This is a genomic window from Lentilactobacillus fungorum, assembly GCF_016860605.1.
In the GTDB taxonomy this organism is placed as follows: domain Bacteria; phylum Bacillota; class Bacilli; order Lactobacillales; family Lactobacillaceae; genus Lentilactobacillus; species Lentilactobacillus fungorum.
In genome coordinates, this window is sequence record NZ_BNJR01000004.1 from 40,749 (window position 1) to 63,300 (window position 22,552).

At 41.2% G+C, this 22,552-nt stretch carries 26 protein-coding genes; 23 read left to right on the forward strand and 3 right to left on the reverse strand.

Features of this window, described 5'->3' with window-relative positions:
• The first annotated feature begins 2 nt into the window (after window positions 1-2).
• From YK48G_RS00290 to trxA, 9 genes are all read left to right on the forward strand, one after another.
• Entirely contained in the window at window positions 3-1,364 is a 1,362-nt protein-coding gene (locus tag YK48G_RS00290; RefSeq protein ID WP_203628710.1) for a DEAD/DEAH box helicase, read from the forward strand.
• A gap of 268 nt (window positions 1,365-1,632) precedes the next feature.
• Entirely contained in the window at window positions 1,633-4,275 is a 2,643-nt protein-coding gene (gene alaS / locus YK48G_RS00295) for an alanine--tRNA ligase (protein ID WP_203628711.1), read from the forward strand.
• Window positions 4,276-4,383: 108 nt separating this feature from the next.
• Window positions 4,384-4,665 carry an IreB family regulatory phosphoprotein gene (locus YK48G_RS00300; RefSeq protein WP_203628712.1) on the forward strand — a complete coding sequence of 94 codons (282 nt, stop codon included), beginning with the start codon at window positions 4,384-4,386 and terminating at the stop codon, window positions 4,663-4,665.
• Window positions 4,662-5,096, forward strand: coding sequence for a Holliday junction resolvase RuvX (gene ruvX / locus YK48G_RS00305; RefSeq protein ID WP_203628713.1), 435 nt, complete (start codon window positions 4,662-4,664; stop codon window positions 5,094-5,096). Before YK48G_RS00300 ends, ruvX begins: the two co-directional genes overlap by 4 nt.
• 14 nt (window positions 5,097-5,110) lie before the next feature.
• A complete protein-coding gene (locus YK48G_RS00310; RefSeq protein ID WP_203629093.1) occupies window positions 5,111-5,431 on the forward strand; it encodes a DUF1292 domain-containing protein in 321 nt (106 codons plus the stop codon).
• A 91-nt stretch (window positions 5,432-5,522) separates the two neighbouring features.
• A complete protein-coding gene (locus YK48G_RS00315; RefSeq protein WP_203628714.1) occupies window positions 5,523-5,783 on the forward strand; it encodes a cell division protein ZapA in 261 nt (86 codons plus the stop codon).
• A 14-nt stretch (window positions 5,784-5,797) separates the two neighbouring features.
• Window positions 5,798-6,316 carry a CvpA family protein gene (locus tag YK48G_RS00320; RefSeq protein WP_203628715.1) on the forward strand — a complete coding sequence of 173 codons (519 nt, stop codon included), beginning with the start codon at window positions 5,798-5,800 and terminating at the stop codon, window positions 6,314-6,316.
• Complete coding sequence (locus YK48G_RS00325; RefSeq protein ID WP_203628716.1) at window positions 6,313-8,673, forward strand: endonuclease MutS2; 2,361 nt, start codon at window positions 6,313-6,315, stop codon at window positions 8,671-8,673. The genes YK48G_RS00320 and YK48G_RS00325 overlap by 4 nt, the downstream gene beginning before the upstream one ends.
• A gap of 80 nt (window positions 8,674-8,753) precedes the next feature.
• Entirely contained in the window at window positions 8,754-9,065 is a 312-nt protein-coding gene (trxA, locus tag YK48G_RS00330) for a thioredoxin (protein ID WP_203628717.1), read from the forward strand.
• A gap of 59 nt (window positions 9,066-9,124) precedes the next feature.
• On the opposite strand, the gene YK48G_RS00335 is transcribed toward trxA, so the two are convergent.
• The gene (locus YK48G_RS00335) at window positions 9,125-9,646 is read right to left on the reverse strand and encodes a DUF2507 domain-containing protein (RefSeq protein WP_203628718.1); all 522 of its coding nucleotides are present in this window, start codon (window positions 9,644-9,646) and stop codon (window positions 9,125-9,127) included.
• A 154-nt stretch (window positions 9,647-9,800) separates the two neighbouring features.
• Between YK48G_RS00335 and murI the strand changes: the two genes are divergently transcribed.
• From murI to cbpB, 4 genes are read left to right on the forward strand one after another with little or no spacing between them, the layout of a single operon-like run.
• Window positions 9,801-10,574: a glutamate racemase gene (gene murI / locus YK48G_RS00340; protein ID WP_232365248.1), complete on the forward strand. Its 774-nt coding sequence runs from the start codon at window positions 9,801-9,803 to the stop codon at window positions 10,572-10,574.
• 15 nt (window positions 10,575-10,589) lie between these two features.
• A complete protein-coding gene (locus YK48G_RS00345; RefSeq protein ID WP_203628720.1) occupies window positions 10,590-11,189 on the forward strand; it encodes an XTP/dITP diphosphatase in 600 nt (199 codons plus the stop codon).
• The gene (locus YK48G_RS00350; RefSeq protein WP_203628721.1) at window positions 11,186-11,701 is read left to right on the forward strand and encodes a metallophosphoesterase; all 516 of its coding nucleotides are present in this window, start codon (window positions 11,186-11,188) and stop codon (window positions 11,699-11,701) included. The genes YK48G_RS00345 and YK48G_RS00350 overlap by 4 nt, the downstream gene beginning before the upstream one ends.
• A gap of 19 nt (window positions 11,702-11,720) precedes the next feature.
• Window positions 11,721-12,248 (forward strand): cyclic-di-AMP-binding protein CbpB, encoded by a 528-nt coding sequence (gene cbpB / locus YK48G_RS00355; RefSeq protein WP_203628722.1) that lies wholly within the window; start codon window positions 11,721-11,723, stop codon window positions 12,246-12,248.
• Between the two features lie 290 nt (window positions 12,249-12,538).
• Here the strand turns inward: cbpB and YK48G_RS00360 are convergent, their stop codons facing one another.
• A complete protein-coding gene (locus YK48G_RS00360) occupies window positions 12,539-13,429 on the reverse strand; it encodes a mechanosensitive ion channel family protein (protein WP_203628723.1) in 891 nt (296 codons plus the stop codon).
• A 143-nt stretch (window positions 13,430-13,572) separates the two neighbouring features.
• On the opposite strand from YK48G_RS00360, the gene YK48G_RS00365 reads away from it, so the two are divergent.
• Together YK48G_RS00365 and YK48G_RS00370 are read left to right on the forward strand one after the other, a co-directional pair.
• On the forward strand, window positions 13,573-13,980 hold the full coding sequence (locus YK48G_RS00365; RefSeq protein ID WP_203628724.1) for a DUF948 domain-containing protein: 408 nt from the start codon (window positions 13,573-13,575) through the stop codon (window positions 13,978-13,980).
• Between the two features lie 27 nt (window positions 13,981-14,007).
• The gene (locus YK48G_RS00370; protein WP_203628725.1) at window positions 14,008-14,481 is read left to right on the forward strand and encodes a YtxH domain-containing protein; all 474 of its coding nucleotides are present in this window, start codon (window positions 14,008-14,010) and stop codon (window positions 14,479-14,481) included.
• A 122-nt stretch (window positions 14,482-14,603) separates the two neighbouring features.
• Here YK48G_RS00370 and YK48G_RS00375 read toward each other — a convergent pair whose 3' ends face one another.
• On the reverse strand, window positions 14,604-15,704 hold the full coding sequence (locus YK48G_RS00375) for a M24 family metallopeptidase (protein WP_203628726.1): 1,101 nt from the start codon (window positions 15,702-15,704) through the stop codon (window positions 14,604-14,606).
• A 206-nt stretch (window positions 15,705-15,910) separates the two neighbouring features.
• Here YK48G_RS00375 and ccpA point away from each other — a divergent pair, with 206 nt between their 5' ends.
• From ccpA to YK48G_RS00415, 8 genes are all read left to right on the forward strand, one after another.
• Entirely contained in the window at window positions 15,911-16,912 is a 1,002-nt protein-coding gene (gene ccpA, locus YK48G_RS00380; RefSeq protein ID WP_203628727.1) for a catabolite control protein A, read from the forward strand.
• Window positions 16,913-17,074: 162 nt separating this feature from the next.
• On the forward strand, window positions 17,075-17,809 hold the full coding sequence (locus tag YK48G_RS00385; protein ID WP_203628728.1) for a YebC/PmpR family DNA-binding transcriptional regulator: 735 nt from the start codon (window positions 17,075-17,077) through the stop codon (window positions 17,807-17,809).
• 110 nt (window positions 17,810-17,919) lie between these two features.
• A complete protein-coding gene (comGA, locus tag YK48G_RS00390; RefSeq protein WP_203628729.1) occupies window positions 17,920-18,891 on the forward strand; it encodes a competence type IV pilus ATPase ComGA in 972 nt (323 codons plus the stop codon).
• Window positions 18,860-19,879 (forward strand): type II secretion system F family protein, encoded by a 1,020-nt coding sequence (locus YK48G_RS00395; RefSeq protein WP_232365229.1) that lies wholly within the window; start codon window positions 18,860-18,862, stop codon window positions 19,877-19,879. Before comGA ends, YK48G_RS00395 begins: the two co-directional genes overlap by 32 nt.
• Window position 19,880: 1 nt before the next feature.
• On the forward strand, window positions 19,881-20,195 hold the full coding sequence (gene comGC / locus YK48G_RS00400) for a competence type IV pilus major pilin ComGC (RefSeq protein WP_203628731.1): 315 nt from the start codon (window positions 19,881-19,883) through the stop codon (window positions 20,193-20,195).
• Window positions 20,179-20,616 carry a hypothetical protein gene (locus YK48G_RS00405; protein WP_203628732.1) on the forward strand — a complete coding sequence of 146 codons (438 nt, stop codon included), beginning with the start codon at window positions 20,179-20,181 and terminating at the stop codon, window positions 20,614-20,616. Before comGC ends, YK48G_RS00405 begins: the two co-directional genes overlap by 17 nt.
• A gap of 140 nt (window positions 20,617-20,756) precedes the next feature.
• Window positions 20,757-21,203 carry a competence type IV pilus minor pilin ComGF gene (locus YK48G_RS00410; RefSeq protein WP_203628733.1) on the forward strand — a complete coding sequence of 149 codons (447 nt, stop codon included), beginning with the start codon at window positions 20,757-20,759 and terminating at the stop codon, window positions 21,201-21,203.
• A gap of 332 nt (window positions 21,204-21,535) precedes the next feature.
• Window positions 21,536-22,546, forward strand: coding sequence for a class I SAM-dependent methyltransferase (locus YK48G_RS00415; RefSeq protein ID WP_203628734.1), 1,011 nt, complete (start codon window positions 21,536-21,538; stop codon window positions 22,544-22,546).
• The last annotated feature ends 6 nt before the right edge of the window (window positions 22,547-22,552 follow it).

Consider the following 22,552-nt stretch of genomic DNA (forward strand, 5'->3'; position numbering starts at 1 on the left):
TTATGAGCAAATTTTCAGAATTCAATTTAAAGCCATTTTTAATGGCCGCATTAAAGGAAATTGGTTTTTCGACGCCAACACCTGTTCAGGAAAAACTGATTCCAAAGATTATGGCAAAACGAGATGTGGTTGGTCAGTCTGCTACAGGTAGTGGTAAGACCCATGCTTTTTTACTGCCAATTTTTAATCAACTTGATCCTAATAAGCATGAAGTTCAAGCTGTTATCACAACCCCAAGCCGTGAGCTGGCTTATCAAATTATCGATGCAGCCAAGCAACTTGCTAAACACAGTGAGCAGCCAATCTCAACTGGCGCATACGTTGGGGGGACTGACAAACTTCGACAAGAAACTAAATTAAAGCATGAGCAGCCTCAACTAGTAATTGGCACCCCAGGCCGAATTTGGGATTTAATCCAAAACGGTGGTTTGGACGTTCATACTGCTTCTCAATTAGTGATTGATGAGGCTGATATGACCCTTGATCTGGGATTCTTAGACGTGGTTGATCATATTGCTGCCAGCTTTGGTAAACATGTTCAAATGATGGTCTTTTCGGCAACGATTCCGCAAAAAATCAATGTTTTTTTGCGGAAGTACATGGATAATCCGGTGATTGAAGAAATCCCGGTGGCGTCAATTATCAGTCCAACGATTGACAATTGGTTAATTTCTACTAAGGGCCACGATAAGAACCAACTCATTTACCAATTATTGACGATTGGGGAACCCTATTTGGTGTTAATTTTTGCCAATACCAGAAAACGGGTAGAGGAACTAACCGACTACCTCAAGGGTCAAGGCTTGAAAGTTGCAATGATTCATGGCGGTGTTAAACCTCGGGAACGAAAACAGATTATGCGTCGAGTCAAGAACCTCGAATTTCAATACGTTGTTGCAACTGATTTAGCAGCTCGGGGAATTGATATTCAGGGTGTTTCAGAAGTCATCAACGATGATATTCCAGTCGAAGATCTTGAATTCTTTATTCATCGAGTAGGCCGAACTGGGCGAAACGGGATGTCCGGGACATCGATTACCCTTTACTCACCAGATGAAGAAAAGGATGTTGAAGAACTCGAAAATATGGGGATTCACTTTAAACCCAAAACTTTGAAAAACCATGAAATCGTCGACTCTTATGATCGCCATCGTCGTAAGACACATCGTAAGAAACATGACAAGCTTGATCCAACGATGATTGGCATGATTAAGAAGAAAAAGAAAAAAGTTAAACCAGGTTATAAGCGACAAATTAAGATGTCGCTTGCTAGAAAAGATGAACTGGATCGACGGGTCAAAAAGCGTCAAGAAGCTCGGGCTCAACGAAAACAGCGCAAGAACAGTTCGTCTCGATATAAGTAAAATAATTGACAGTTATTTGACAAAAAAGTATAATTTCTAGTGTCTTAAGAATATGCTGATTGGATTTAATTTTAAGAAACGTTTTGGTTGATGCAAAAAACGATTTAAACCAATCCAGTGCTCTCTTAACTTTTAAATAGCTATACGCAACTCTACGTTATAGAGATTAAGTGGTTACGATAAACATCGTTGCAATCAGAGTGGTACCGCGTCAATGGGCGTCTCTGTTAGCAACGGTGTTTTATTTTTTTCAAAAGGAGAATTAATCATGAAAGACTTAAGCAGTGGCCAAATTCGGCAAATGTTTTTAGATTTTTTCCAAGAAAAAGGACATACGATTGAACCAAGTGCATCACTTATCCCAGTAGACGATCCTACGTTATTATGGATCAATTCTGGGGTTGCAACGATGAAGAAGTACTTTGACGGCTCGGTGGTCCCTAAAAATCCCCGGATGACCAGTTCTCAAAAGAGTATTCGGACTAACGACATTGAAAATGTTGGTAAGACGCCCCGACATCACACGTTATTTGAAATGCTGGGGAACTTCTCGGTAGGGGATTATTTCAAAAAAGAGGCCATTACCTGGGCCTTTGAGCTGTTAACTTCCCCGAAGTGGTTTGGTTGGGATAAAGAAAAACTCTATATGACCGTTTACCCGAAAGATAAAGATGCTAAGAAGTATTGGGAACAAGTCGGGGTTTCGCCGGACCATATTATTGAAATCGAGGATAATTTTTGGGATATTGGTCAGGGACCTTCTGGACCGGATTCAGAAATCTTTTATGATCGGGGCGAAGATTTTGATAATTTAGCTCCGGATGATCCTGAAAACTATCCAGGTGGTGAAAATGATCGCTGGCTTGAAGTTTGGAACATCGTTTTCTCACAGTTTAACCACACACCACAAGATACGTATGAGCCGTTACCTCGGAAAAACATTGATACTGGTATGGGACTTGAACGGGTCGTGTCGATCTTTCAGCACGCTCGAACGAACTTTGAAACGGACTTATTTTTACCCATGATCCGGGAAACTGAAAAGTTAAGTGACCATAAGACCTATGGAACAAGTAAACAAGATGATGTTGCTTTTCGAATTATTGCTGACCATGCCCGGGCAATCACCGTTGCAATTGGTGATGGCGCCTTACCTTCAAACGTTGGCCGTGGTTACGTTATCCGCCGTTTAATCAGGCGGGCCATTGTTAACGGCCAGCGCCTAGGAATCAACGAGGCCTTCTTATATAAGCTGGCACCGGTCGTTGGGCGAACCCTTGAGTCGTATTATCCGGATGTCTTAAAGCAACAAGCTTACATTGCCAAGGTCATTCGTTCAGAAGAAGATCGGTTCAATGAAACGTTAGCTGACGGGTTAAAGTTACTTCATGAAGTGATTGCAGATGCGCAAAAAAATCAGCAAAAGCAAATCGACGGCCCAATTGCTTTTAAACTTTATGATACGTATGGTTTTCCAGTTGAACTTACTGAAGAAGAAGCTGCCGATGCCGGCTTAGAAGTTGACCAAGCAGGTTTTGAAGTCGAAATGCAAAAGCAAAAGGATCGTGCTCGGAATGCAAGAAGCGGTGCCAAATCAATGGGTGTTCAGCGAGACTTGTTGCTTGAAATTAAAGATAAAAGTGACTATGTTGGCTACGATACGCTGGATGTTGATCATGCTAAGGCTTTAGAAATTATTGAGGATGAAAAGTGTGTGGACCAGTCAAAGGAAGACACAATCGAAGTCATCTTTGACAAAACGCCATTTTATGCCGAAATGGGCGGGCAAGTTGCAGACCGTGGAGTTGTCCTTGACGAAGAAGGCGATAAGGTCGCTGATGTCGTTGACGTTCAGCATGCGCCAAATGGGCAAAATTTACACACCTTAAAAACTCAAGAACCTTTAATTAAGGGCAACGAGTATCATTTGGTTGTTGACCGTCTATTCCATAGCCGCGTTGAAAAGAACCATACGGCTACTCACTTACTGGACCAATCACTAAGAAACGTTTTAGGTGGCCATACCCAGCAAGCCGGCTCTTTAGTTGAACCCAATTATCTTCGATTTGATTTCAATCATTTTGGCCAAGTCACCGATGAAGATTTGGAAAAAGTTGAAAATATGGTCAACCGGCAGATTTTTAATGAAATCAATGTGAATACGGTAGTGACCGATCCAAAGACTGGTAAAAAAATGGGTGCAATTGCGTTGTTTAGTGAAAAATACGGCGATAAGGTACGTGTTGTCAGCATCGGCGATTTTTCAGTTGAATTTTGTGGGGGGACTCATGTAAAGAATACCCGCGAGATTGGTTTGTTTAAGATTGTGTCTGAATCTGGAGTCGGGGCTGGTATTCGTCGGATTGAAGCCGTTACTTCTCGCGATGCTTTCAAGTTCTTAAACGACCAAACAAAGGAACTTCGACAAGTTGCTGGCGCCTTAAAAGTGACTCAATTAAAGGATGTGCCTAATCGCGTTAATCAATTACAAGACGAAATTAAGGGGTTGCATCAGAAGCAAGAATCTTTGGAAGCCAAGTTAGCTGGTGAACAAGCTCAAGATGTCTTTAAAGATAAGCAAGAAGTTTCAGGCGGTTCCATTATTACAGGAATCATCAAAGACGCTGGCATGGATCAACTTCGTCAATTAGCAGATACTTGGCGGGCCAAGAACCTTTCGGATGTGTTGGTCCTTGGAACCGGTAGCGGCCAAAAGGCAAACTTGATTGTTGCTGTTCGCGATGACAAGGTTAATGATGGGATCAAAGCTGGCGATCTTATTAAGTCGATTGCTGGAAACATTAAAGGTGGCGGTGGTGGTCGGCCGAATATGGCCCAAGCTGGCGGCAAGGACCCAGCCGGTCTTGACAAAGCGATGCATGCGGCTGCCGAATGGCTAGCTAACCGATAATTATTACACTGCGATTACATGTCGATTACATTGCCTCTCTTGATTGTAGTTTTAACGATAATCAGTTAAAATTAGTACAAATGACCGTATGTCATAGAGGTGAATCGTATGAGTTCGTTAGATAAAACCATGTTTTTCAATTTCAATGAAGATCAACCAAAGGATGTTCGGGATACACTATTGACAGTGTATGCTGCGCTGGAAGAAAAGGGGTACAACCCCTACAATCAAATTGTTGGGTATTTGATTTCTGGTGATCCTGCTTACATTCCTCGTAACTTGGACGCTCGTAATTTGATTCGCAGACATGAACGCGATGAAATCATCGAAGAATTAGTTCGTTTCTACTTGGATAATCACCCAACCGAAACGAAAAAGGGTGAAAAATGAGATTAATGGGATTAGACGTTGGTTCAAAAACAGTCGGTGTTGCGGTTAGCGACTCGCTTGGTTGGACATCACAAGGAGTGGAAATCATTCCAATTGATGAAGATAACGAACAGTTTGGTTTGGATCGGGTTGCAGAATTGGTGTCACAGTATCAAGTTGATGGCTTTGTCGTTGGGTTACCCAAGAACATGAACAATTCGCTGGGTCCGCGGGCGGAAGCTTCTGAACAGTATGGTAAACGCTTGGAAAAACAGTTTGGCCTTCCCGTAGATTTTGAAGATGAGCGTTTAACCACTGTTGAAGCCCAACGGATGTTGACCGAAGAAGCAGATATTTCCAGGAAAAAGCGTAAAAAAGTCATTGATAAGTTGGCTGCAGGATTAATTTTGCAAAACTATCTAGATCGAAAAGGCAGATTAACAAAAATTTAGCGAGGGTGACAATGATGGCAGATGAACCAGTACAACAACAAATTACACTTGTTGATGATAATGGCGAAGAAACTTTATACGATGTGTTATTTACTTTCAAATCAGAAGATTTTGATCGGTCCTATATTTTGATTTATCCGGCTGGCAAAAGTGATGATGAAGAAGTTGAGATTCAAGCATTTGCATTACCTAAGGGTGATGATCCAAGCGATCCGCAAGGCGGCGAGCTTCAGGCGATTGAAACGGACAAGGAATGGGACATGATTGAATCGGTTTTGAATACGTTCTTAGGTAAAGATGGCGACGACCAAGACAGCACTGATGATAACAAGTAGTGACGATATTCGCCATTTGATCGTAGGATTGAGAACAAAGCGTCAGTTTTGTCTCAGTCCTTTTTAATTGATTTTTTTAGGATGTGAGTTAATGTTAAATTCTGATAAGAGGCGCTTTAAAGCAACGATTGGCGGTAAAGAATATGTACTAGTTGGTAAGGGCTCGGTTGAACATATGCAGGCCGTGACAAACCTATTGAATGAACAGTTAAACCAACTACAAGCGGCAATGCCAAGTGCGACTGATGAGCAACGAGCCATTTTGATTGCCTTTAATGCGATTTCCAAACAATTCGAGATAGCGGCACAACTTGATAAGGAAAAGATAGACGACCATGATGTCAGGCAATAGAAAGGTTGAGGCGCGTGATTTTTAATATTGGGATCTGCTTAATTTTAGTGATTGGTTTTTTACGCGGATTTCATCGTGGTTTAGTAGTGGCACTTTTTAACTTGGTCGGTTGGCTGGCAGCAACGGTTAGCGCGATTTTATTCACCGCTCCGCTGGTGGACTTTGTTTTACAAATTGATCCGAATTGGTCGCCCAATGCAACCATTCGCTTAATAATCAAATGGCTGGCTTTTCTACTCATTTTTATCACTATTTCCAGCTTGGTTAGAATTGTGAGGGATTTAATCCGGCCAGTGACTAAGTTACCACTCATTAGTCAAGCAAACGCTATTTTAGGGGCTTTGATGAATCTCATTTCACATTACTTGCTCATTTTTATTTTACTTAACTTTTTATTATTATTGCCCAGTCAAACCATTCAACAACAGTATGATCAATCCACTCTTAGCCAATGGATTGTTAAACAAACGCCAGGATTATCCAACAAGATGATCCAAATTTGGACTGAGCATGCTAGTGAGGTGAACGCATGAACGAAAAAGTATTAGAAACTTTAGAGTATGGCAAAATTAAGCAACAATTATCCGCTTTTTTAACGACTGATCGCGGTCGAGAGATTGTCAAACAATTGCAGCCGAGCGCAGATCCGGTGGTCGTCAAAAGACGATTAGCAGCTACGGCTGATGGGGCTGACATCGTTCGCCTGAAGGGTGAAATCCCGATCCCTAAGTTAACGGAAATTTCTCCGTATATGAAACGGCTAAAAATCCAAGCGGCTTCATTAAGCGGAACGGAGCTTGCCCACATTACAAAATTATTGCGGGCAGTCCAAGTGGTTGTCAATTTCTTCGCGGACTTAAAAGAAGACATTGAACTACGAACAGTTGCTGTGATTGTTGATCAACTGACGTTAATGCCGGAAGTAACCAAGCGAATGGTGGCGTCAGTTGACGATGATGGTCGCATCCTTGATTCGGCGTCTTCACAACTTCGAGCCATCCGACGGGCAATCAGCAATACGCAAACAGATATTCGAACTAAAATGGGCAAGTTTATTAAAGGCAGCGATGCCAAGTATTTAAGTGAGCCAATTATTACGGTCAGAGATGATCGGTTCGTACTGCCAATTCGGGCGGATTACAAGCAACATTTTGGCGGCATTGTCCATGATCAAAGCGCTTCGGGCCAGACACTTTACGTGGAACCCAGTAATGTGGTTGAGATGAACAACCAACTCAGAAGAGATCAGCTGGCAGAAAGAGAAGAAGTTCGCCGGATTCTCGCTGAATTGAGTGATTTGTTGCGACCGTATCGTAATGATTTAACGCATAATATGGATTTGATTGGCCAGCTGGACTTTATAAACGCCAAAGCTAAGTATGCCCACCAAACGGGCAGTGTGTTGCCACTAATCTCTGATGATCACGTGATTAATTTAAGAAAAGCAAGGCATCCATTGATTGCTAGGGATCGAGTAGTTGCCAATGATATTGAAATCGGTGATAACTATCGCACAATTATTGTAACTGGACCGAATACTGGTGGCAAAACAATTACGATTAAAACGGTCGGCCTGTTACAATTAATGGGGCAATCCGGTCTATTTATTACCGCTAATGAAGATAGCCAAATTGGCGTTTTTGATGAGGTCTTTGCTGATATTGGGGATGATCAATCGATTGAAGCCAATTTGAGTACTTTTTCATCTCACATGGATAATATCGTATCGATTTTAAACCAACTTTCAGAAAATAGCCTTGTTTTGCTTGACGAATTAGGTGCCGGGACTGATCCAAAAGAAGGAGCAGCCTTAGCGATGGCGATTATTGACGCCATTCATGCCCGCGGCTGTGAATTGATTGCAACTACTCATTATCCGGAATTAAAAGCATTTGCCTACAACCGACCAGGGATCATCAATGCCTCGATGGAATTTGACGTGGATACCTTACAACCAACTTATCGGCTGTTAATGGGGGTTCCCGGGCAAAGTAATGCGTTAAATATTGCCAGCAAACTTGGGCTTTCTAGTCAAATTATCGACAAGGCCCGCTCATTTACTGATTCGCAAAACCAAGATATTAATCATATGATCGAGGAATTAACGGAACAGACCAAACGCGCCCATGATGAGGCTGAACAATTGCGGGGGCAACTCGAACAAGCTGAAACGCTGCATAGCCAACTTACTGAGCAGTTTAATAAGTATCAAGCACAAAAAGATCGGTTAGCAGAACACGCCAAGCAACAGGCCAACGAAGTGGTTGAACAAGCTAAGCAAAAAGCCGATCAAATTATTGCCGACTTACATCAAAAACAGGCTCAAGTGGGCAAAGTGGCGGTTAAAGAAAATGAATTAATTGATGCAAAAGGGGCGTTGAATCGTCTGGAAACGGCACCAAGCTTAAAACGTAACAAAGTTCTTACCAAAGAAAAAGCCAAACATGATTTTCATCCGGGCGATGATGTTTTGGTAAAATCATATGGTCAACAAGGATCGCTAATTCGTAAGGATAAAAACGGCACTTGGGAAGTTCAACTGGGAATTTTGAAAATGAAAATTGCCGAGGCCGATTTAGAGAAGGTCGCCGCTGATAAAAAAGCAACTGGTCGCGTGCAAACCCGGGTTTCGCGAACGCGTTCCAGTGGGATATCCCCAACGCTGGATTTGCGTGGCCATCGTTATGAAGAAGCGATGTACGAGCTTGATCGCTACATCGATTCCGCATTGTTAGCTGGTTACCCGTCCGTTACAATTATCCATGGTAAAGGGACCGGAGCGCTGCGAAAAGGCGTCACCGACTATCTCAAGCGCAATAAACGGGTCAAGAGCTTTGGCTACTCTGCGCCTAACGCTGGCGGCGATGGGTCAACGGTTGTTAAATTTTAATTAACTAATTGTGTACAATTTGTTTGCTTTTTTTTGAGGAATTGTTAGACTAAATATATTAGAAGATGGGAGTGTGAAAAATGGTAAAAGAAACGACCGATCAAACTTTTGAACAAGATACTGCTAAGGGCGTCACTTTGACTGACTTTTGGGCAACTTGGTGTGGCCCTTGTCGGATGCAGTCACCCGTTGTTGAAGAATTAGCGGATGAGATGGATGATGTGACGTTTAACAAAATGGACGTTGACAAGAATCCTAATACCCCTTCAAAATTTGGGATTATGAGTATTCCAACGCTATTAGTTAAGAAAGATGGCAAGGTTGTTGACACGATTGTCGGCTACCACCCAAAGGAACAATTAAAGAAAGTTTTAGCTCAATATACTGAGTAGTTGTGAGGTAAAACAAAAAGCGTTGCGTTTTTTTGCGCAGCGCTTTTTGTTTAGCTTAATTAATGAGCTGAGTCGTCGCTTGTCGTTGAATTGGGATCGGCAGCCAACTTAAAAATTTCGGCAGCTTCTTGGCCATCTGAAGGTTTGTCTTTACTTAAATACGTTGTAATGAGGACCAGGCCTTTTGCTGGATTAATTTTTTCAACCTCTGATTCGGCTTGTTGATCAAGGATATATTGGCAGCTTTGGGCAATAAACCCTGCCTCTAAAAAGAAATCCGGATCAGAAAACAGATGAAGCCGTTCAGAAACGATTTCTCCGTCAAGCTGCCAACTGATTTGGCTGGCTGTTTGTTTCAATAGGGTTAAATCGCCAAGCTTAAATTGACGAAAGAAGGTTTCGATATCTTCATAAGTGGCTAACCGATGAGTCCTGGAAAGCCGCTTGCCGGCCCAATATGAAATCTCGTGTGAATCGTTGCCTAAAATACTGGGTAAGAGGTCATCTCTGATTAACGCTTGTCCTAATAGGTCAGCTAAGTGGTCACGATGAATCATTGTGTTGTATGCTTGATTATCCATTTTTTAATCTCCATCAATACAAAATGTCATAATAGTATTATACAATATATTTATTAAGTCTGTTTTGCTTAGCTAATATTTTAATCATTTATAAGTTTCAGTTAGGTAATTCAAGGAAGAAGGAATTTAGGTGGATAATCGCCCAATTGGCGTCATGGATTCGGGGGTCGGCGGCTTAACCGTCCTCAAACAACTCGTCAAGGTACTTCCAAATGAATCGTACCTTTTTGTTGGCGACCAAGCTAATTTACCATATGGCCAAAAATCGTCAAACCAAGTCAAAAGGTTAACAAAGCGAATAGCTGACTATATGCTCGAGCAACACGTCAAGATGTTTGTAATTGCTTGTAATACATCGACGGCTGCATCATTGACGTATCTTCAACAGGTTTTGCCAATTCCGGTTATTGGCGTCATCGCGCCCGGCAGTGAATCGGCCGTTAAAGTTTCTGCAACTGGTCAAATTGGCGTGATTGCGACAAATGGCACGGTGAGGTCAAAAGATTATCAGCGACTCATTAATGAACTTAATCCAGACAGTCAAGTTTATGCACTCGGTTGCCCTGAATTTGTCACAATGGTTGAACAAGGCCTCGCTGGGACCCAAGCAGCTCAAGTCGCTGTTAATAATCGACTGGCCTATTTTAGTGACTTACCAATTGATACATTGGTGATGGGGTGTACTCATTTTCCCGTTTTAAGTCAGGAAATTAGAAATGTTGTTGGTGAAGGGGTAAATTTGGTAGACCCAGGCATTGCAACCGCTCAAAAAGTTGCTGATTACTTAGCGAAGCACCACCAATTTCGTGACCCCAATCATTCAAAGCCAACAAACCAGTTTTATACAACTGGCAAACCAGCAAGCTTTGCGGTGATTGCGGACAAATTATTGGGGACGCGGGTGTCAGCTGACCATTTAGATATTTGAAAGGACTGATTAAGGTTGAAACGACCAGATCAAATTGTGATCGCGTCAAAGAATGATCATAAAATCATTGAATTTGAAGAGGCATTTAAAAATGCTGATGTACAAATCAAGTCGCTCAAGCATTTTCCCGATGCCCCAGATGTGAATGAGACCGGCAAAACGTTCGCAGAAAATGCATTATTAAAGGCTCAGGCAATCATGGCGTTTACTGGTCAAGCGGTCATTGCAGACGATTCCGGCTTGGTTGTGGCAGCTTTAAATGGTCAACCAGGCGTTCATTCTGCCAGGTATGCCGGCGATCACGACGATGCAGCCAATAACGCCAAACTTCTTAAAGAAATGCAAAATAAGTTAAATCGGGATGCCTATTTTGAGTCGGTTCTGATATATTTAACACCAAGAGGAGATAAAGTTGAAGCAGCTGGCCGGGTTAATGGCCAGATTTTATCCGCTCCTCGGGGAACAAATAACTTTGGTTATGATCCATTATTTTATGTGCCAGAAAAACAGATGACGTTGGCAGAGATGACCACTCATGATAAAAATCTGATTAGTCATCGCGGGCGGGCCATCAGGAATTTAATGAATAAACTAACAGGGTTGTGGGAAGCATGAGAATTGTTGTTGTCAGTGATAATCATGGTGATCGCCAAATCATCGATAAACTGGTGAATAAGTATGAAGGAAAAGTTGATGGCATCTTTCATTGCGGCGATTCTGAATTCGTGGCAGATGACCCGTTAATTTCAAAGCTTTACATCGTGGCTGGCAATATGGACTCGGCTACATTTGCCGATGATCTGGTCAAACAAATTGGCACGCAAACAATTTTATTGACGCACGGTCACTTACAAAATGTAAACAGCGGGTTATTGACACTGCAGCTGTTTGCGCGCAGTAAGCAGGCCAACGTTGTCTTATTTGGTCATACACATCAGTTGGGGGTTGTTCAAACTAACGGCATCCTCTTCCTAAACCCTGGCAGTATTACCTATCCACGGGGGCAATACGCGGCTATCGGTGGGACGTATGCAGTTTTAACCTCGGATGACCAGATGAATCACGTTCAATACTATGATCGCGAACTCCAGCCAATTGATAAGTTGCAATTTACGTTTACTAAATAAAAAGGAGCCTTATTCTGAAATGATTGATAAGCCAATCGAAACGGTAATGAGGGAAAGCAAACGGGATATTTTAATCCCAGCAGATTTAGTCGCAACGGTTAACGAAGATAATAATCTTCAACACGTTTTCCTCGTGCTGACCAAAATTAAATATGCCAAGATTCCTGTATTAGATAACCAAAATCACTTTAAAGGGTTGGTATCATTATCAATGATTGCCGAACAAATGCTCCAAGACACTGGCATTACGACGCGGCCATTGGAGACAATGAAGGTAAAACAAGTGATGCAAAAGAAAGTACCAACCATTTATGAACGGGATAATTTAGAAGTTATTTTACGCTACTTAGAGGATGAAAACTTTTTGCCTTATGTTGATGGGAATAACGAATTTAAAGGCATTATCACCCGCCGAGAAATCTTCAAGGAGTTAAACTACTTGGCGCATAATTTTTCTAAGCACTATATTGCGTTACCGGTTTATATGGAGTCAAAGCAGAAGCTAACCAATCAAACCGGCGTGAGTAGTTCGGAAATCGCAAATTGAATCAAATCCAGCATCAAGAAAATAGATTGGCAAAGGGCCATTTGCTTAGCTGGGCTAATCATTTTTTGACAGTTTTGAAATTGTCGACTGAGGTATACGGTGTTTTAAGCCCTGTCATTTAACAGAAAGCGCCAATCATTCCGACTAGGAGTGGTTAGCGCTTTTGCTAAATTCTGGGTTGGGTGTTTACCGCAGCTTTAATCCAGATATGGAGGATCCAAGCGGCAATTACAGGTAGAAAGTTTTTGTCTCAGATTATATATAAGGATAACTAATTTCGAAGATGAGCATCACGATTTAGGCGGCTCGTTCTTCGGGATAATCAATGGGCTACTTGGCAGTGAAATGCCCTGTTCGTTCAGTTTTGATAAATACTTAGCCAAGAAGTCATGCGAAACTTGGTATTGAGCACCGTTTTTAGTCGTGATGTTGACTTGAACAACCAGTTTGCCATCAGGAAGACTAACGGTCCCGATAATTTTCGGTTGGCCGATAATATCTGAATAATGGGGAACTTCTTTTTCGTTCACGTCAGAAATGATTTGAATCACGCGGTCAATTGGCGTTTCTGGCAAAATACCAACTTGGATCATTGCCGTCATATTATTTCGCGACATATTGGCAATGGTCGTAATTGTTCGATTGGGGACGAAGTTGAGGGTGCCATCATCAGCGACAATCTGGGTAGTTCGTAGGCCAACTGAACTAACCGTGCCGCGAATGCCGTTAATTTGGACATACTCGCCAACTTCAATTTGCTTTTCTAATAAAATAAAAAAACCACTGACAATGTCGGTGACGAATCCCTGGGCGCCTAACCCAATTGCCAAGCTAAAGATGCCGGCGCTTGCGATGAGGGTGCCAACTGGGACGCCAATTGCAGATAGGATCGAGTATATCCAAAAAAACCACAGACAATAGGTCAAGATATTCATGGTGAGGGTATGAAAAGTCTGAATGCGTTTTTCGGTAACCGTGTTTTGGTATTTTTCACGGTAACGTTTGAAAAAGTGATTGATGAAAGCTTTACCGACTCGCCGGCAAATTAACAATAATAAGGTTAACAGTAAAATAATCCCAATTTTTTCGGTTGCCGTTGCAAGTAACTGCTGCCAATTCAAAAAATGAAAGTAGTGTTGCCAGTTAGTGGCTAATTCAGGTAATTTAATTGTTGATAACATTTTGGTTCCTCAATTCTTTTAGATAAGTCCATCTTATCAAATCAATATTCGAATTGAAACCAGCTGAATGAAAAACAATTTCATTGTCAAACGCTGGTGGGAATGCTATTCTTAAGTAAATTGTTGCACAAGGAGGAATATTAATGACAGTTGGGCAAATCGCTGGTCTCATTGCTGCAATCGCATTTTTACTGCTGGTCTTATTTATTGGCTTGTTCCTAATGAAAGTTGGGCGAACAATGTCCGAAGTGAATTCATCGATTCGCTCGATTACAACCAATGTTGATGTGATCACCAAGCAAACTGATAAGATCATGGCAACCTCTAATAGTTTAGTCAAGGATGTAGATGACAAATTAAACATTGTCACGCCAGTCTTTCAGGCCGCCGCTGATCTTGGCGAAAGTGTTTCGAGTTTAAATAAAGCAACGCAAAACTTAACTGGCAAAGTTAAAGAATCGAGTAAGAAGGGTGTGACTGCAGGAATTGCCGGTAAATTTGGTAAATCTGCATGGAACCTCTATCGAAATCGTCACCATTCAAAAAAATAATCCAATAAATATTAGGAGGTCTTATTGATGGGTAAAAAACTTGTAGGTGGACTTTTCGCTGGTTTGTTGGGAGCTGGTCTTTACGCAGCTTACCAAAAATTGGATGAAGATAAAAAGAACCGAATGAAGAAAAATCTTCGGGAAAAGTCTGATGAACTTCGAGATCGGGCAGTTGATTATGCGTTTTATGCCAATGACGCAATGAATGACTTTAAAGACGTTATCAAAGATGAAATGAATAACGCTAAGGATAATGTTAAGGATGCGTCTTCTAAGTTTTCAGAGAAAGCTAAATCTTTTGATGACACGGATACACCGCAAAGCGATCAACCAACTAAACAACAGGATGATATTGTCGTTGATGCCACGGAGGCGTTTAAAAATTCTGGGATTCCCGACGCTGCTGATGATTTAAATAACGGAGTTGACGAGCAGCCTAAATCGGATCGTCCAAAAGCTTCTGACGCTGCTAATCCGGACGAGGATGGCTCACAAAAATAGGTTAAGGAAGTTCGAAACCGACAACCCTGAATTAAATGAACGAGAACTTTGATGTCAAAATTAAAAAATGTGGTTCGACAGGTTTGTCGACCACATTTTTTAATATCCATGCAACTGCTTAATTAATTTTCAACATACCGCAGTTCTTTAGTTGTATGGGTGAATGATTCACAGCCGGTTTCAGTGACATAAACACAATCCTCGATTCGAACACCGGCAACGTCTGGAATATAAATGCCCGGTTCAATTGAAAAACACATTCCGGGTTGAAGTTCCATCTGGTTTCCTTGCATGATAGATGGGAACTCGTGCTCGCTCATCCCCATCCCATGGCCCAGTCGATGAATGAAGTAATCGCCGTAGCCAGCTTTTTCGATGACGTCACGAGCCTTTTTGTCTAATTCTTCAGCGGTAATTCCTGGTTTTACGGCAGCTTGAGCAGTTAATTGCGCTTCGAGGCAGACTTGGTAGATATCCATTGACTTGTCATCAGGTTTGCCGACCGCAATTGTTCTTGATGCGTCGCTAATGTATCCTTGCCAAACAGTCCCCAGATCAAATAGGACCAGCTGATTAGTTTGGATTTTTCGCTCACTAGTTGCGCCATGGGGTTCGGCAGCGTGTTTACCTGCTTGGACGAGGGAAGGAAAACTGAGTTCCATGATGCCATTTTGCATTAAAGCATATTGCAGCTCGGCAGCAACTTGATCCTCTGTTTTTCCGGCTTGAACAGCCTCGAATCCCTTTTGGAGGGCAAAATCGTCCCATTTGCCAGCAATCTTAAGCTTTTCAATTTCATCAGCCGATTTAATGAGGCGCATTTGTTCAATTAACGGCGTTAAGTTAGTATCAAAGTTACTTTCTGGCAGCTGTTGTTGGAGATTCTCGAGGCGTTCAACCGATAACTGAGATTTTTCAATTGCAAAGCGATCAATTGCGGTCTTTCGGGCCTTAATTTGATCAGCAATCATTGCCCATGGGTTTTCGTGATCCAAGTAACCATATACCGGATTTGCCCAGCCAGTGTCTTTAATCGCCTCTACTTCGAGTGCTGGTCCAAACAAAAACGGTTCCTCATCTTTAAACACCACCAGCATTAAAACCCGTTCGGCTGGATCACTATAAAAAGTTGTTAAGTATTGAATCGTTTTGGGGTCACTGATTAAGGCGCCATCGCAATGCTGGCGGATTAACCAATTTTGAATTTCTTCGATTTTAGTCATTTGGTTCCACTCCTTCGTAATTTATGTGTAGTATATCATATCTATTCGGCGTAAAAGACCGTTTTCACTTGAATTTTCACAAATGATAGTTTATGATTTAATTGAAAACGTTTTCAATTTGCCGTTAGCAATTTTATTTGGTATATTGAATGGTGTTTTGAAAATCGATGAAAACAAATTATGACATGAAAGAAAGGGCTATCTTTATGGATAAACAAACAATTACAATTTACGATGTTGCCAGAGAAGCCAGTGTTTCGATGGCAACTGTCTCTCGAGTCGTTAATGGCAATGCCAACGTTAAGCCGGCAACCAGGAAAAAAGTACTAGATGTTATCGAAAAGTTGGATTATCGACCAAACGCTGTCGCTCGGGGCCTGGCCAGCAAAAAGACCACAACGGTTGGGGTAATTGTTCCCGATGTGACTAATATGTACTTTGCATCATTAGCCCGGGGCATTGATGATGTTGCGACGATGTATAAGTACAACATTATTTTAACGAATTCGGACTCAAATAGCGAAAAGGAGATCAAGGTTCTCAACACCTTGTTGTCTAAGCAAGTGGATGGCATTGTATTTATGGGCAATGAGATTACCGACAAGCTTAGAGAAGAATTTAAACGCACAAAGACACCGATTGTGTTGGCGGGTTCAGTTGACGATGAAGGGACTAACCCAAGCGTTAATATTGATTATGTCGCTGCCGTTCAAGAAGAAGTAAAGAACTTAATTGATCGTGGAAACAAGCGAGTGGCATTTGTATGTGGGCCGCTTGACCAAGCTATTAATGGCAAGTATCGACTTAAGGGCTATAAGCAGGCACTCAAGAGCGCTGGCATTCCTTATGATGACAAGTTAGTGTTTGAAACGGATGATACTTATAAAACAGGCACGCTTTTGCAACCGGCTTTAATGGCGGTCAACGCAACAGCAGCAATGGTTACCGATGATGAATTAGCGGCTGGTATCATGAACGGGATGTCCGATGCAGACGTGGCGGTTCCAGATAAGTTTGAAGTGATTACCAGCAATGATACAAAACTTACTGAAATGGTTCGACCGAAGATGTCATCGATTACCCAACCGTTGTACGATATTGGTGCCGTTGCTATGCGTTTATTAACCAAGTTAATGAATAATGAGCCAGTTGACGAAAAGAACGTCTTACTGCCTTATGGATTGATGAAGCGTGAATCAACTAAGTAGTGTGATGTGAGTTTAGGCCGTACACATCACTGTCCAAGGTCCGTGATGATGGATTAGCTAACCAATTCAATTGGCTTTAACCGCTTGAAACAGGTTCGCGGATCTGGTAAGATACTGATGTGTGTTTGTAACTAGTAATAAAATTAGAAAAGAGGAATTATTATGTCAGGACATTCAAAATGGCATAACATTCAGGGGCGTAAGAACGCTCAGGATGCTAAACGTGGAAAGATTTTCCAAAAAATATCACGTGACTTGTATCAAGCCGCTAAAGCAGGTGATCCTGATCCAGAAAATAATCCTCAACTACGACTGGTAATGGAAAAAGCTCGAGCAGCTAACATGCCTAAAGACAACGTTCAAAGAGCAATTGACAAAGCTTCCGGAGTCGGTGGCGCTAAGTTTGAAGAGATTACTTACGAGGGTTATGGTCCTGGTGGAACAGCTATTATGGTATCGGCGTTAACGGATAATAAAAATCGAACGGCTGCGGCTGTTAGGTCAGCGTTTACCCATCATGGTGGCTCATTGGGAGCTAATGGATCGGTTTCTTATATGTTTGATCGCAAGGGTTACATTGTTGTGTTGCGGGATGGCCTTGACACCGATGAAGATACCATGCTAATGGATGCTCTGGATGCTGGGGCTGATGATATGAAGTCCAGTGACGATGAATTTGAAATCTTCACGGATCCCAAATCCCTTCCAGAAGTTAGAGATGCTTTACAGGAAAAAGGGTATGACCTCGATACAGCTGAAGTTCGAATGTTCCCAGAGAACACAACGGAAGTGCCAGAGGATAAGATTTCTCAATATACTGGGTTAATTGACGAACTTGAAGATAATGATGATGTTCAAGACGTTTATGAAGCAGCAGTATTGCCGGAAAGTAACTAATTAAATCGTATTAATTTAACTTAGGATGATCATTTTTTTGATCGTCCTTTTCTTTTTGTCCAAAAAATGGGATTTCACTGCCGTATTTAAAAATATGTGAGGTGAAATAAATGGAAGTAAGTCAAGTGGTTGATGACCTTTTTAGAGCGGCCATTAAGCATCGAGCGAGTGATATCTATTTTTTACCCGCCGAAAACGGCTACCAAATTAAAATTAGAAATTATAACGGAATTACTTTATGGACCCAAATGGATCATTTAAAGGCCCGGCGAATGATGAACTATTGTAAATATTTAGCTGATATGATCCTGAGTGAACAGCGGCGACCACAATTGGGGGCAATGCAATGGCAGCTTGATGATGCCAAATTTGCTTTAAGGCTATCTTCGGTTGGCAATTTCAATGATCACGAATCACTGGTTATCCGAATAATCTATTCGCTTGAGCGAACTAGGGATCCCTTTTTTAATAAGGCGCCTATTCAATTAATTACGAAGATGACTCAAAAAAGGGGGTTGATTGTTTTTTCGGGGCCAACCGGAGCTGGAAAAACGACAACGATTTATCGATTGGTTAATGAATTAGCTGAGAATGAATTGGTGATGACAATTGAAGACCCAATTGAAATTGAGGAAGCAGCGTTTTTACAACTTCAGGTGAACCGTGAAGCTGGGATGGATTATTCTGATCTCATTAAGGTGGGGCTGAGACATCGACCAGATGTTTTTATTATTGGCGAGATTCGTGATCGACTGACGGCCCAAGCGGCGATCAATGCTGCGCTAAGTGGCCATTTAGTTTACACAACGGTTCATGCCCAAGATCCACTTGGCGTGATTAGGCGGCTAACCCATTTGGGTGTTAGCGACGAGTATTTAAATCAGGCGCTGACAGCCGTTGCCTATCAACGATTAATACCAACCGTTAGCGGCAACCCTAAAGCGCTATTGGTGGTTCACGAATTAGAAGCGTTAACGGCAAAGAACACTTATGATTGGGAGGAATGGCAACGTGAACTTAAACAGGCGAGGACAAAGGGGGTGGTTTCAGATGAAACGGTTAAAAAGTTCTGGGAAGGTTAGCAAGTGGTCGACGGCTATGCAAGCTGAATTTTTTGATTCGCTTGCCAATCTTTTAAAAATCGGTTTTTCATTAATTCAGGCGCTGAACTTTATTTCGGATACAGATCAGCATTTAAGTCTTGGTGTTACGCGGATAAAAGAGCAACTTTCCACTGGAAATGATTTTTCAAAGAGCGTTCAGGATCTGATCGCACCGCAAGCCTATCAACAACTCGTAATCGCCGAAAAACATGGTCAACTCAGTGATGTTCTCGAAGAACTTGCCAGGTTTAACCGGCTAAAAATGAAGCAATTAAAGAAAATTCAGTCGATCTTGGTGTATCCGCTGTTTCTTTGCATCCTCTTGTTGATCTTAATTGGGCTTATTCATCTCTATGTATTCCCACAAATTGCGCAATTAATGCCAAGTATCAACCCGAATCCTCCTCATCACGTCATCAGAATAATTAACTATTTAATTGTAATCGTTGTGGGAACCTTTACCGGGTTGCTGGTTTACTGGCGACGCCAACCGGTATTAAAGCAAGTGGCATGGTTAATACGTGTCCCGTTGTTTGGTAAGTTGTATCAAAAATATATTGCTTATTATTTGGCCAGCAACTTAGCAACCCTTCTGAAAAATGGGTTAAGTGTCAAAGAGATTTACATGACACTTTGTAGATTCAATTCTGGTTCACTGCTATTTGAATTAGGTCAGCAATTGAACATAGCAATTGTGAAAGGTGACTCAATTAAACAGGCTATCAGACGGCATGGCTTTATTCCCAAAGAGATAATCAAATTCATGAGTTCTGGTAATACGGTCCCTGAAATGGCCAATTCCATGATTGCCTATTCGCAATTGATGTTTGACGACATGATTTTAACCACTAATAAAATGATTGGATTGATCCAGCCCGCCATGTTTTTAGTAATTGGTATCACGATTGTCGCGACCTATTTTCAGTTGTTGATACCAATTTATGATTCAGTGAAGGGGATGTATTGAAATGAAGAAGAAAATTCGTCGCACCAAGCCGGCCTTTACATTAATAGAGATGACGATCGTTCTATTTATTATTTCTCTATTAATTTTGATTATTATTCCGAACTTATCTAACCAACGTAAACATGCTCAATCGGTCCACAGTTCAGCGATGAACTCGGTGATTCAAGCACAAGTTGATGCCTATACGAGCCAGCACCCTAATGTTAAGTCGGTCGGGTTTGAAGACTTAACTAAGGAAGGCTATTTAACCAAAAAACAAACCAAACAGGCAAAAGATGAAGGGTTAAAGATTACTAACAATGAAGTTACTAAATAAATCAGCGTTTACGTTGATTGAATTAATTGTATATCTGGGAATCATCGTGAGTGTCTTACTGCTGAACTTGATTTTGATTAAAGTGGTTAAATTAAATAATCCAGCTGAAACTATTTTTTGGGAATCAGTTGATAGCGCTTGGAATGAAATGACTATTACATCTCAAATTTATCATACCGGCTATCAAGTTCAGTTTTGGCAGAATCGGTTGATTTTTATTCCCAGCGACAAACGACTTAAGCGTAAAATAATTTCTTATCCAACTGATTTACAAATTGTCCAGTTTGTGTCGTTTAAGGTTTCAGATGATGGCTTCGTTGCCCCAAGAACCGTTCACTGGTATTCCAAGGATGGCCGGGAAAAATATCAACAAAAAATTCAATTAGGATGGAGTGGTTATCGTCTTAAAAAAACAAACTAAGAGGGGCTTTACAGCAATCGATTCCCTGATTGGTCTAACAATCATCTCAATTTTTAGCCTTTTTTATATTTACGTAACGGCACAAATGGATCGCACAATTGATCAGTCTCAGCGAACAATGATTGTAGAACGGCAAAAGTATGAAAAAACGATTCAGCGATAGTCTCTTTGGAGCTAAGAAGGGCTATTTATTAGTTGAGAGCTTGATCAGTTTACTGGTCTGTTTGTTAGCAATCTGGACCGTCGTCGTGATGGTGACTTATATAAGTCACGTTAAAAGTAGACAGACGATCAATTTTTATGCTTTTATTCAGTTGGTTGAATCAGATAAATATCAGTTCGAAATTAAGAATGTTAATGCCATAGATGTTAAATTGTATAGCCCCATAACTAAGAAGAATTACCATTTACAACAATACGACGATATGTTGCGGATCACCGGTATTAAACTAGGGCATGTACGTATTTTAACGCAAGTCAAAAAAGTACATTGGGCTAAAGATAAGGAGTGTTTAAGGACAGTTGTTACGTTTAAAAACGGCCAAAAATGTACGGCCTATTCAAAGTTGGCGACCAAGGAAAAATAAAAACGGATCGTTAACGGTCGTGGCGGTTATCTTTTCAGGCATTTTACTGACTTGCTTAATTTTTCAATGCCTATCATATACGCAAGAAGTTTCAGCAATCAATGAGATGACCAATCATTTTCGAAGCCAGCGGATCCATGACCAGCAGCACTTTGATCAGCAGTATTCAATAACTGGTAAAGTTGAAAAGCGCCCTCACCATCATTAAATCAATCAGGTAAGTCTGAATGAAAGCCGGCAAGCCAACATCTTTTGAATTTTTATAATCTCACTTGAATTCTTAAAGCTGTTTCTGGTACTATTTAATAGTGTTCAACTATTGTGAAAAGGAGTTGAGATTTCTGACAGAGAAACAAGTCGAACGTTTCTTTGATATCTTGAATCAATCTAGTGAGCTTATTCAAAAAGAAAGGGATCAATCCTATTTAGACTCATTAATTGAAACGTTGACGGCTGTTCAAGATCAAGATACTTCAGATCTTGACTTAACGGCTGACAGTATGAAGAAGTTAGGTCGCATTTATTCGGAATTTAACAGAGATGATTATGATTCGGAAACCTTACGCAAAGGAATTCAGTTAGCAATTTTGAAAGCTATTAAGGTTGATGATATTCAAGCTAATTATCAAATTACTCCTGACACAATTGCTAATGTTATCGGCTATATAATTTCTGGGATATTCCGGGGAACAGATAGCATTAGCTTACTCGATCCCGCAATGGGAACCGGTAATTTGTTAACCGCACTGTATAACCAACTGAGCAATACATTAGCACTGACTCCAACGGTTTCTGGCGTTGAAAATGATGATGCAATGTTTGAATTGGCTGCAGATTCATTTGAAATTCAGCACATTCGAGCCGAACTTTTCCATGAAGATGCCATCCAAAATGTTTTGGCACCGATGGTTGATGTTGCAGTGAGTGATTTGCCAATTGGGTATTATCCAATTGATGAAAATGCTAAGGGATTCGCCACCCATTCTGAAAAAGGACATTCCTATGTTCACCATTTGTTGATTGAATTTGCAATGAATCACGTTAAAAAAGACGGCTTTGGTATATTTTTAGTTCCTAGTCAACTTTTCCAAACGGACGAGGCTAAGCAATTATTAAAGTGGATGCAAGGGAAAATTTACTTACAGGGGCTTTTAAATCTACCAAGTGAATTATTTTCAAATGCCGCCGCCCAAAAAGCCATTTTGATCTTGCAAAATGAGGGTGGGCACGCTAAACAAGCTGATCCAGTCATGCTGGGAGAGTTCCCATCGTTTAAAGATCAAAAGGCGTTTGCAAAGTTTTTGACCGAAATTGATGCTTGGGAAGAAAAAGATCTTAAATAAAATTTA

Bases quoted from the DNA above. Each gene is read 5' to 3' on its own strand.
- YK48G_RS00290 (WP_203628710.1), top strand. From the start codon at position 3: ATGAGCAAATTTTCAGAATTCAATTTAAAGCCATTTTTAATGGCCGCA.
- alaS (WP_203628711.1), top strand. From the start codon at position 1,633: ATGAAAGACTTAAGCAGTGGCCAAATTCGGCAAATGTTTTTAGATTTT.
- YK48G_RS00300 (WP_203628712.1), top strand. From the start codon at position 4,384: ATGAGTTCGTTAGATAAAACCATGTTTTTCAATTTCAATGAAGATCAA.
- ruvX (WP_203628713.1), top strand. From the start codon at position 4,662: ATGAGATTAATGGGATTAGACGTTGGTTCAAAAACAGTCGGTGTTGCG.
- YK48G_RS00310 (WP_203629093.1), top strand. From the start codon at position 5,111: ATGGCAGATGAACCAGTACAACAACAAATTACACTTGTTGATGATAAT.
- YK48G_RS00315 (WP_203628714.1), top strand. From the start codon at position 5,523: ATGTTAAATTCTGATAAGAGGCGCTTTAAAGCAACGATTGGCGGTAAA.
- YK48G_RS00325 (WP_203628716.1), top strand. From the start codon at position 6,313: ATGAACGAAAAAGTATTAGAAACTTTAGAGTATGGCAAAATTAAGCAA.
- trxA (WP_203628717.1), top strand. From the start codon at position 8,754: ATGGTAAAAGAAACGACCGATCAAACTTTTGAACAAGATACTGCTAAG.
- YK48G_RS00335 (WP_203628718.1), bottom strand. From the start codon at position 9,646: ATGGATAATCAAGCATACAACACAATGATTCATCGTGACCACTTAGCT.
- murI (WP_232365248.1), top strand. From the start codon at position 9,801: ATGGATTCGGGGGTCGGCGGCTTAACCGTCCTCAAACAACTCGTCAAG.
- YK48G_RS00350 (WP_203628721.1), top strand. From the start codon at position 11,186: ATGAGAATTGTTGTTGTCAGTGATAATCATGGTGATCGCCAAATCATC.
- cbpB (WP_203628722.1), top strand. From the start codon at position 11,721: ATGATTGATAAGCCAATCGAAACGGTAATGAGGGAAAGCAAACGGGAT.
- YK48G_RS00360 (WP_203628723.1), bottom strand. From the start codon at position 13,429: ATGTTATCAACAATTAAATTACCTGAATTAGCCACTAACTGGCAACAC.
- YK48G_RS00365 (WP_203628724.1), top strand. From the start codon at position 13,573: ATGACAGTTGGGCAAATCGCTGGTCTCATTGCTGCAATCGCATTTTTA.
- YK48G_RS00370 (WP_203628725.1), top strand. From the start codon at position 14,008: ATGGGTAAAAAACTTGTAGGTGGACTTTTCGCTGGTTTGTTGGGAGCT.
- YK48G_RS00375 (WP_203628726.1), bottom strand. From the start codon at position 15,704: ATGACTAAAATCGAAGAAATTCAAAATTGGTTAATCCGCCAGCATTGC.
- ccpA (WP_203628727.1), top strand. From the start codon at position 15,911: ATGGATAAACAAACAATTACAATTTACGATGTTGCCAGAGAAGCCAGT.
- YK48G_RS00385 (WP_203628728.1), top strand. From the start codon at position 17,075: ATGTCAGGACATTCAAAATGGCATAACATTCAGGGGCGTAAGAACGCT.
- comGA (WP_203628729.1), top strand. From the start codon at position 17,920: ATGGAAGTAAGTCAAGTGGTTGATGACCTTTTTAGAGCGGCCATTAAG.
- YK48G_RS00395 (WP_232365229.1), top strand. From the start codon at position 18,860: ATGAAACGGTTAAAAAGTTCTGGGAAGGTTAGCAAGTGGTCGACGGCT.
- comGC (WP_203628731.1), top strand. From the start codon at position 19,881: ATGAAGAAGAAAATTCGTCGCACCAAGCCGGCCTTTACATTAATAGAG.
- YK48G_RS00405 (WP_203628732.1), top strand. From the start codon at position 20,179: ATGAAGTTACTAAATAAATCAGCGTTTACGTTGATTGAATTAATTGTA.
- YK48G_RS00410 (WP_203628733.1), top strand. From the start codon at position 20,757: ATGAAAAAACGATTCAGCGATAGTCTCTTTGGAGCTAAGAAGGGCTAT.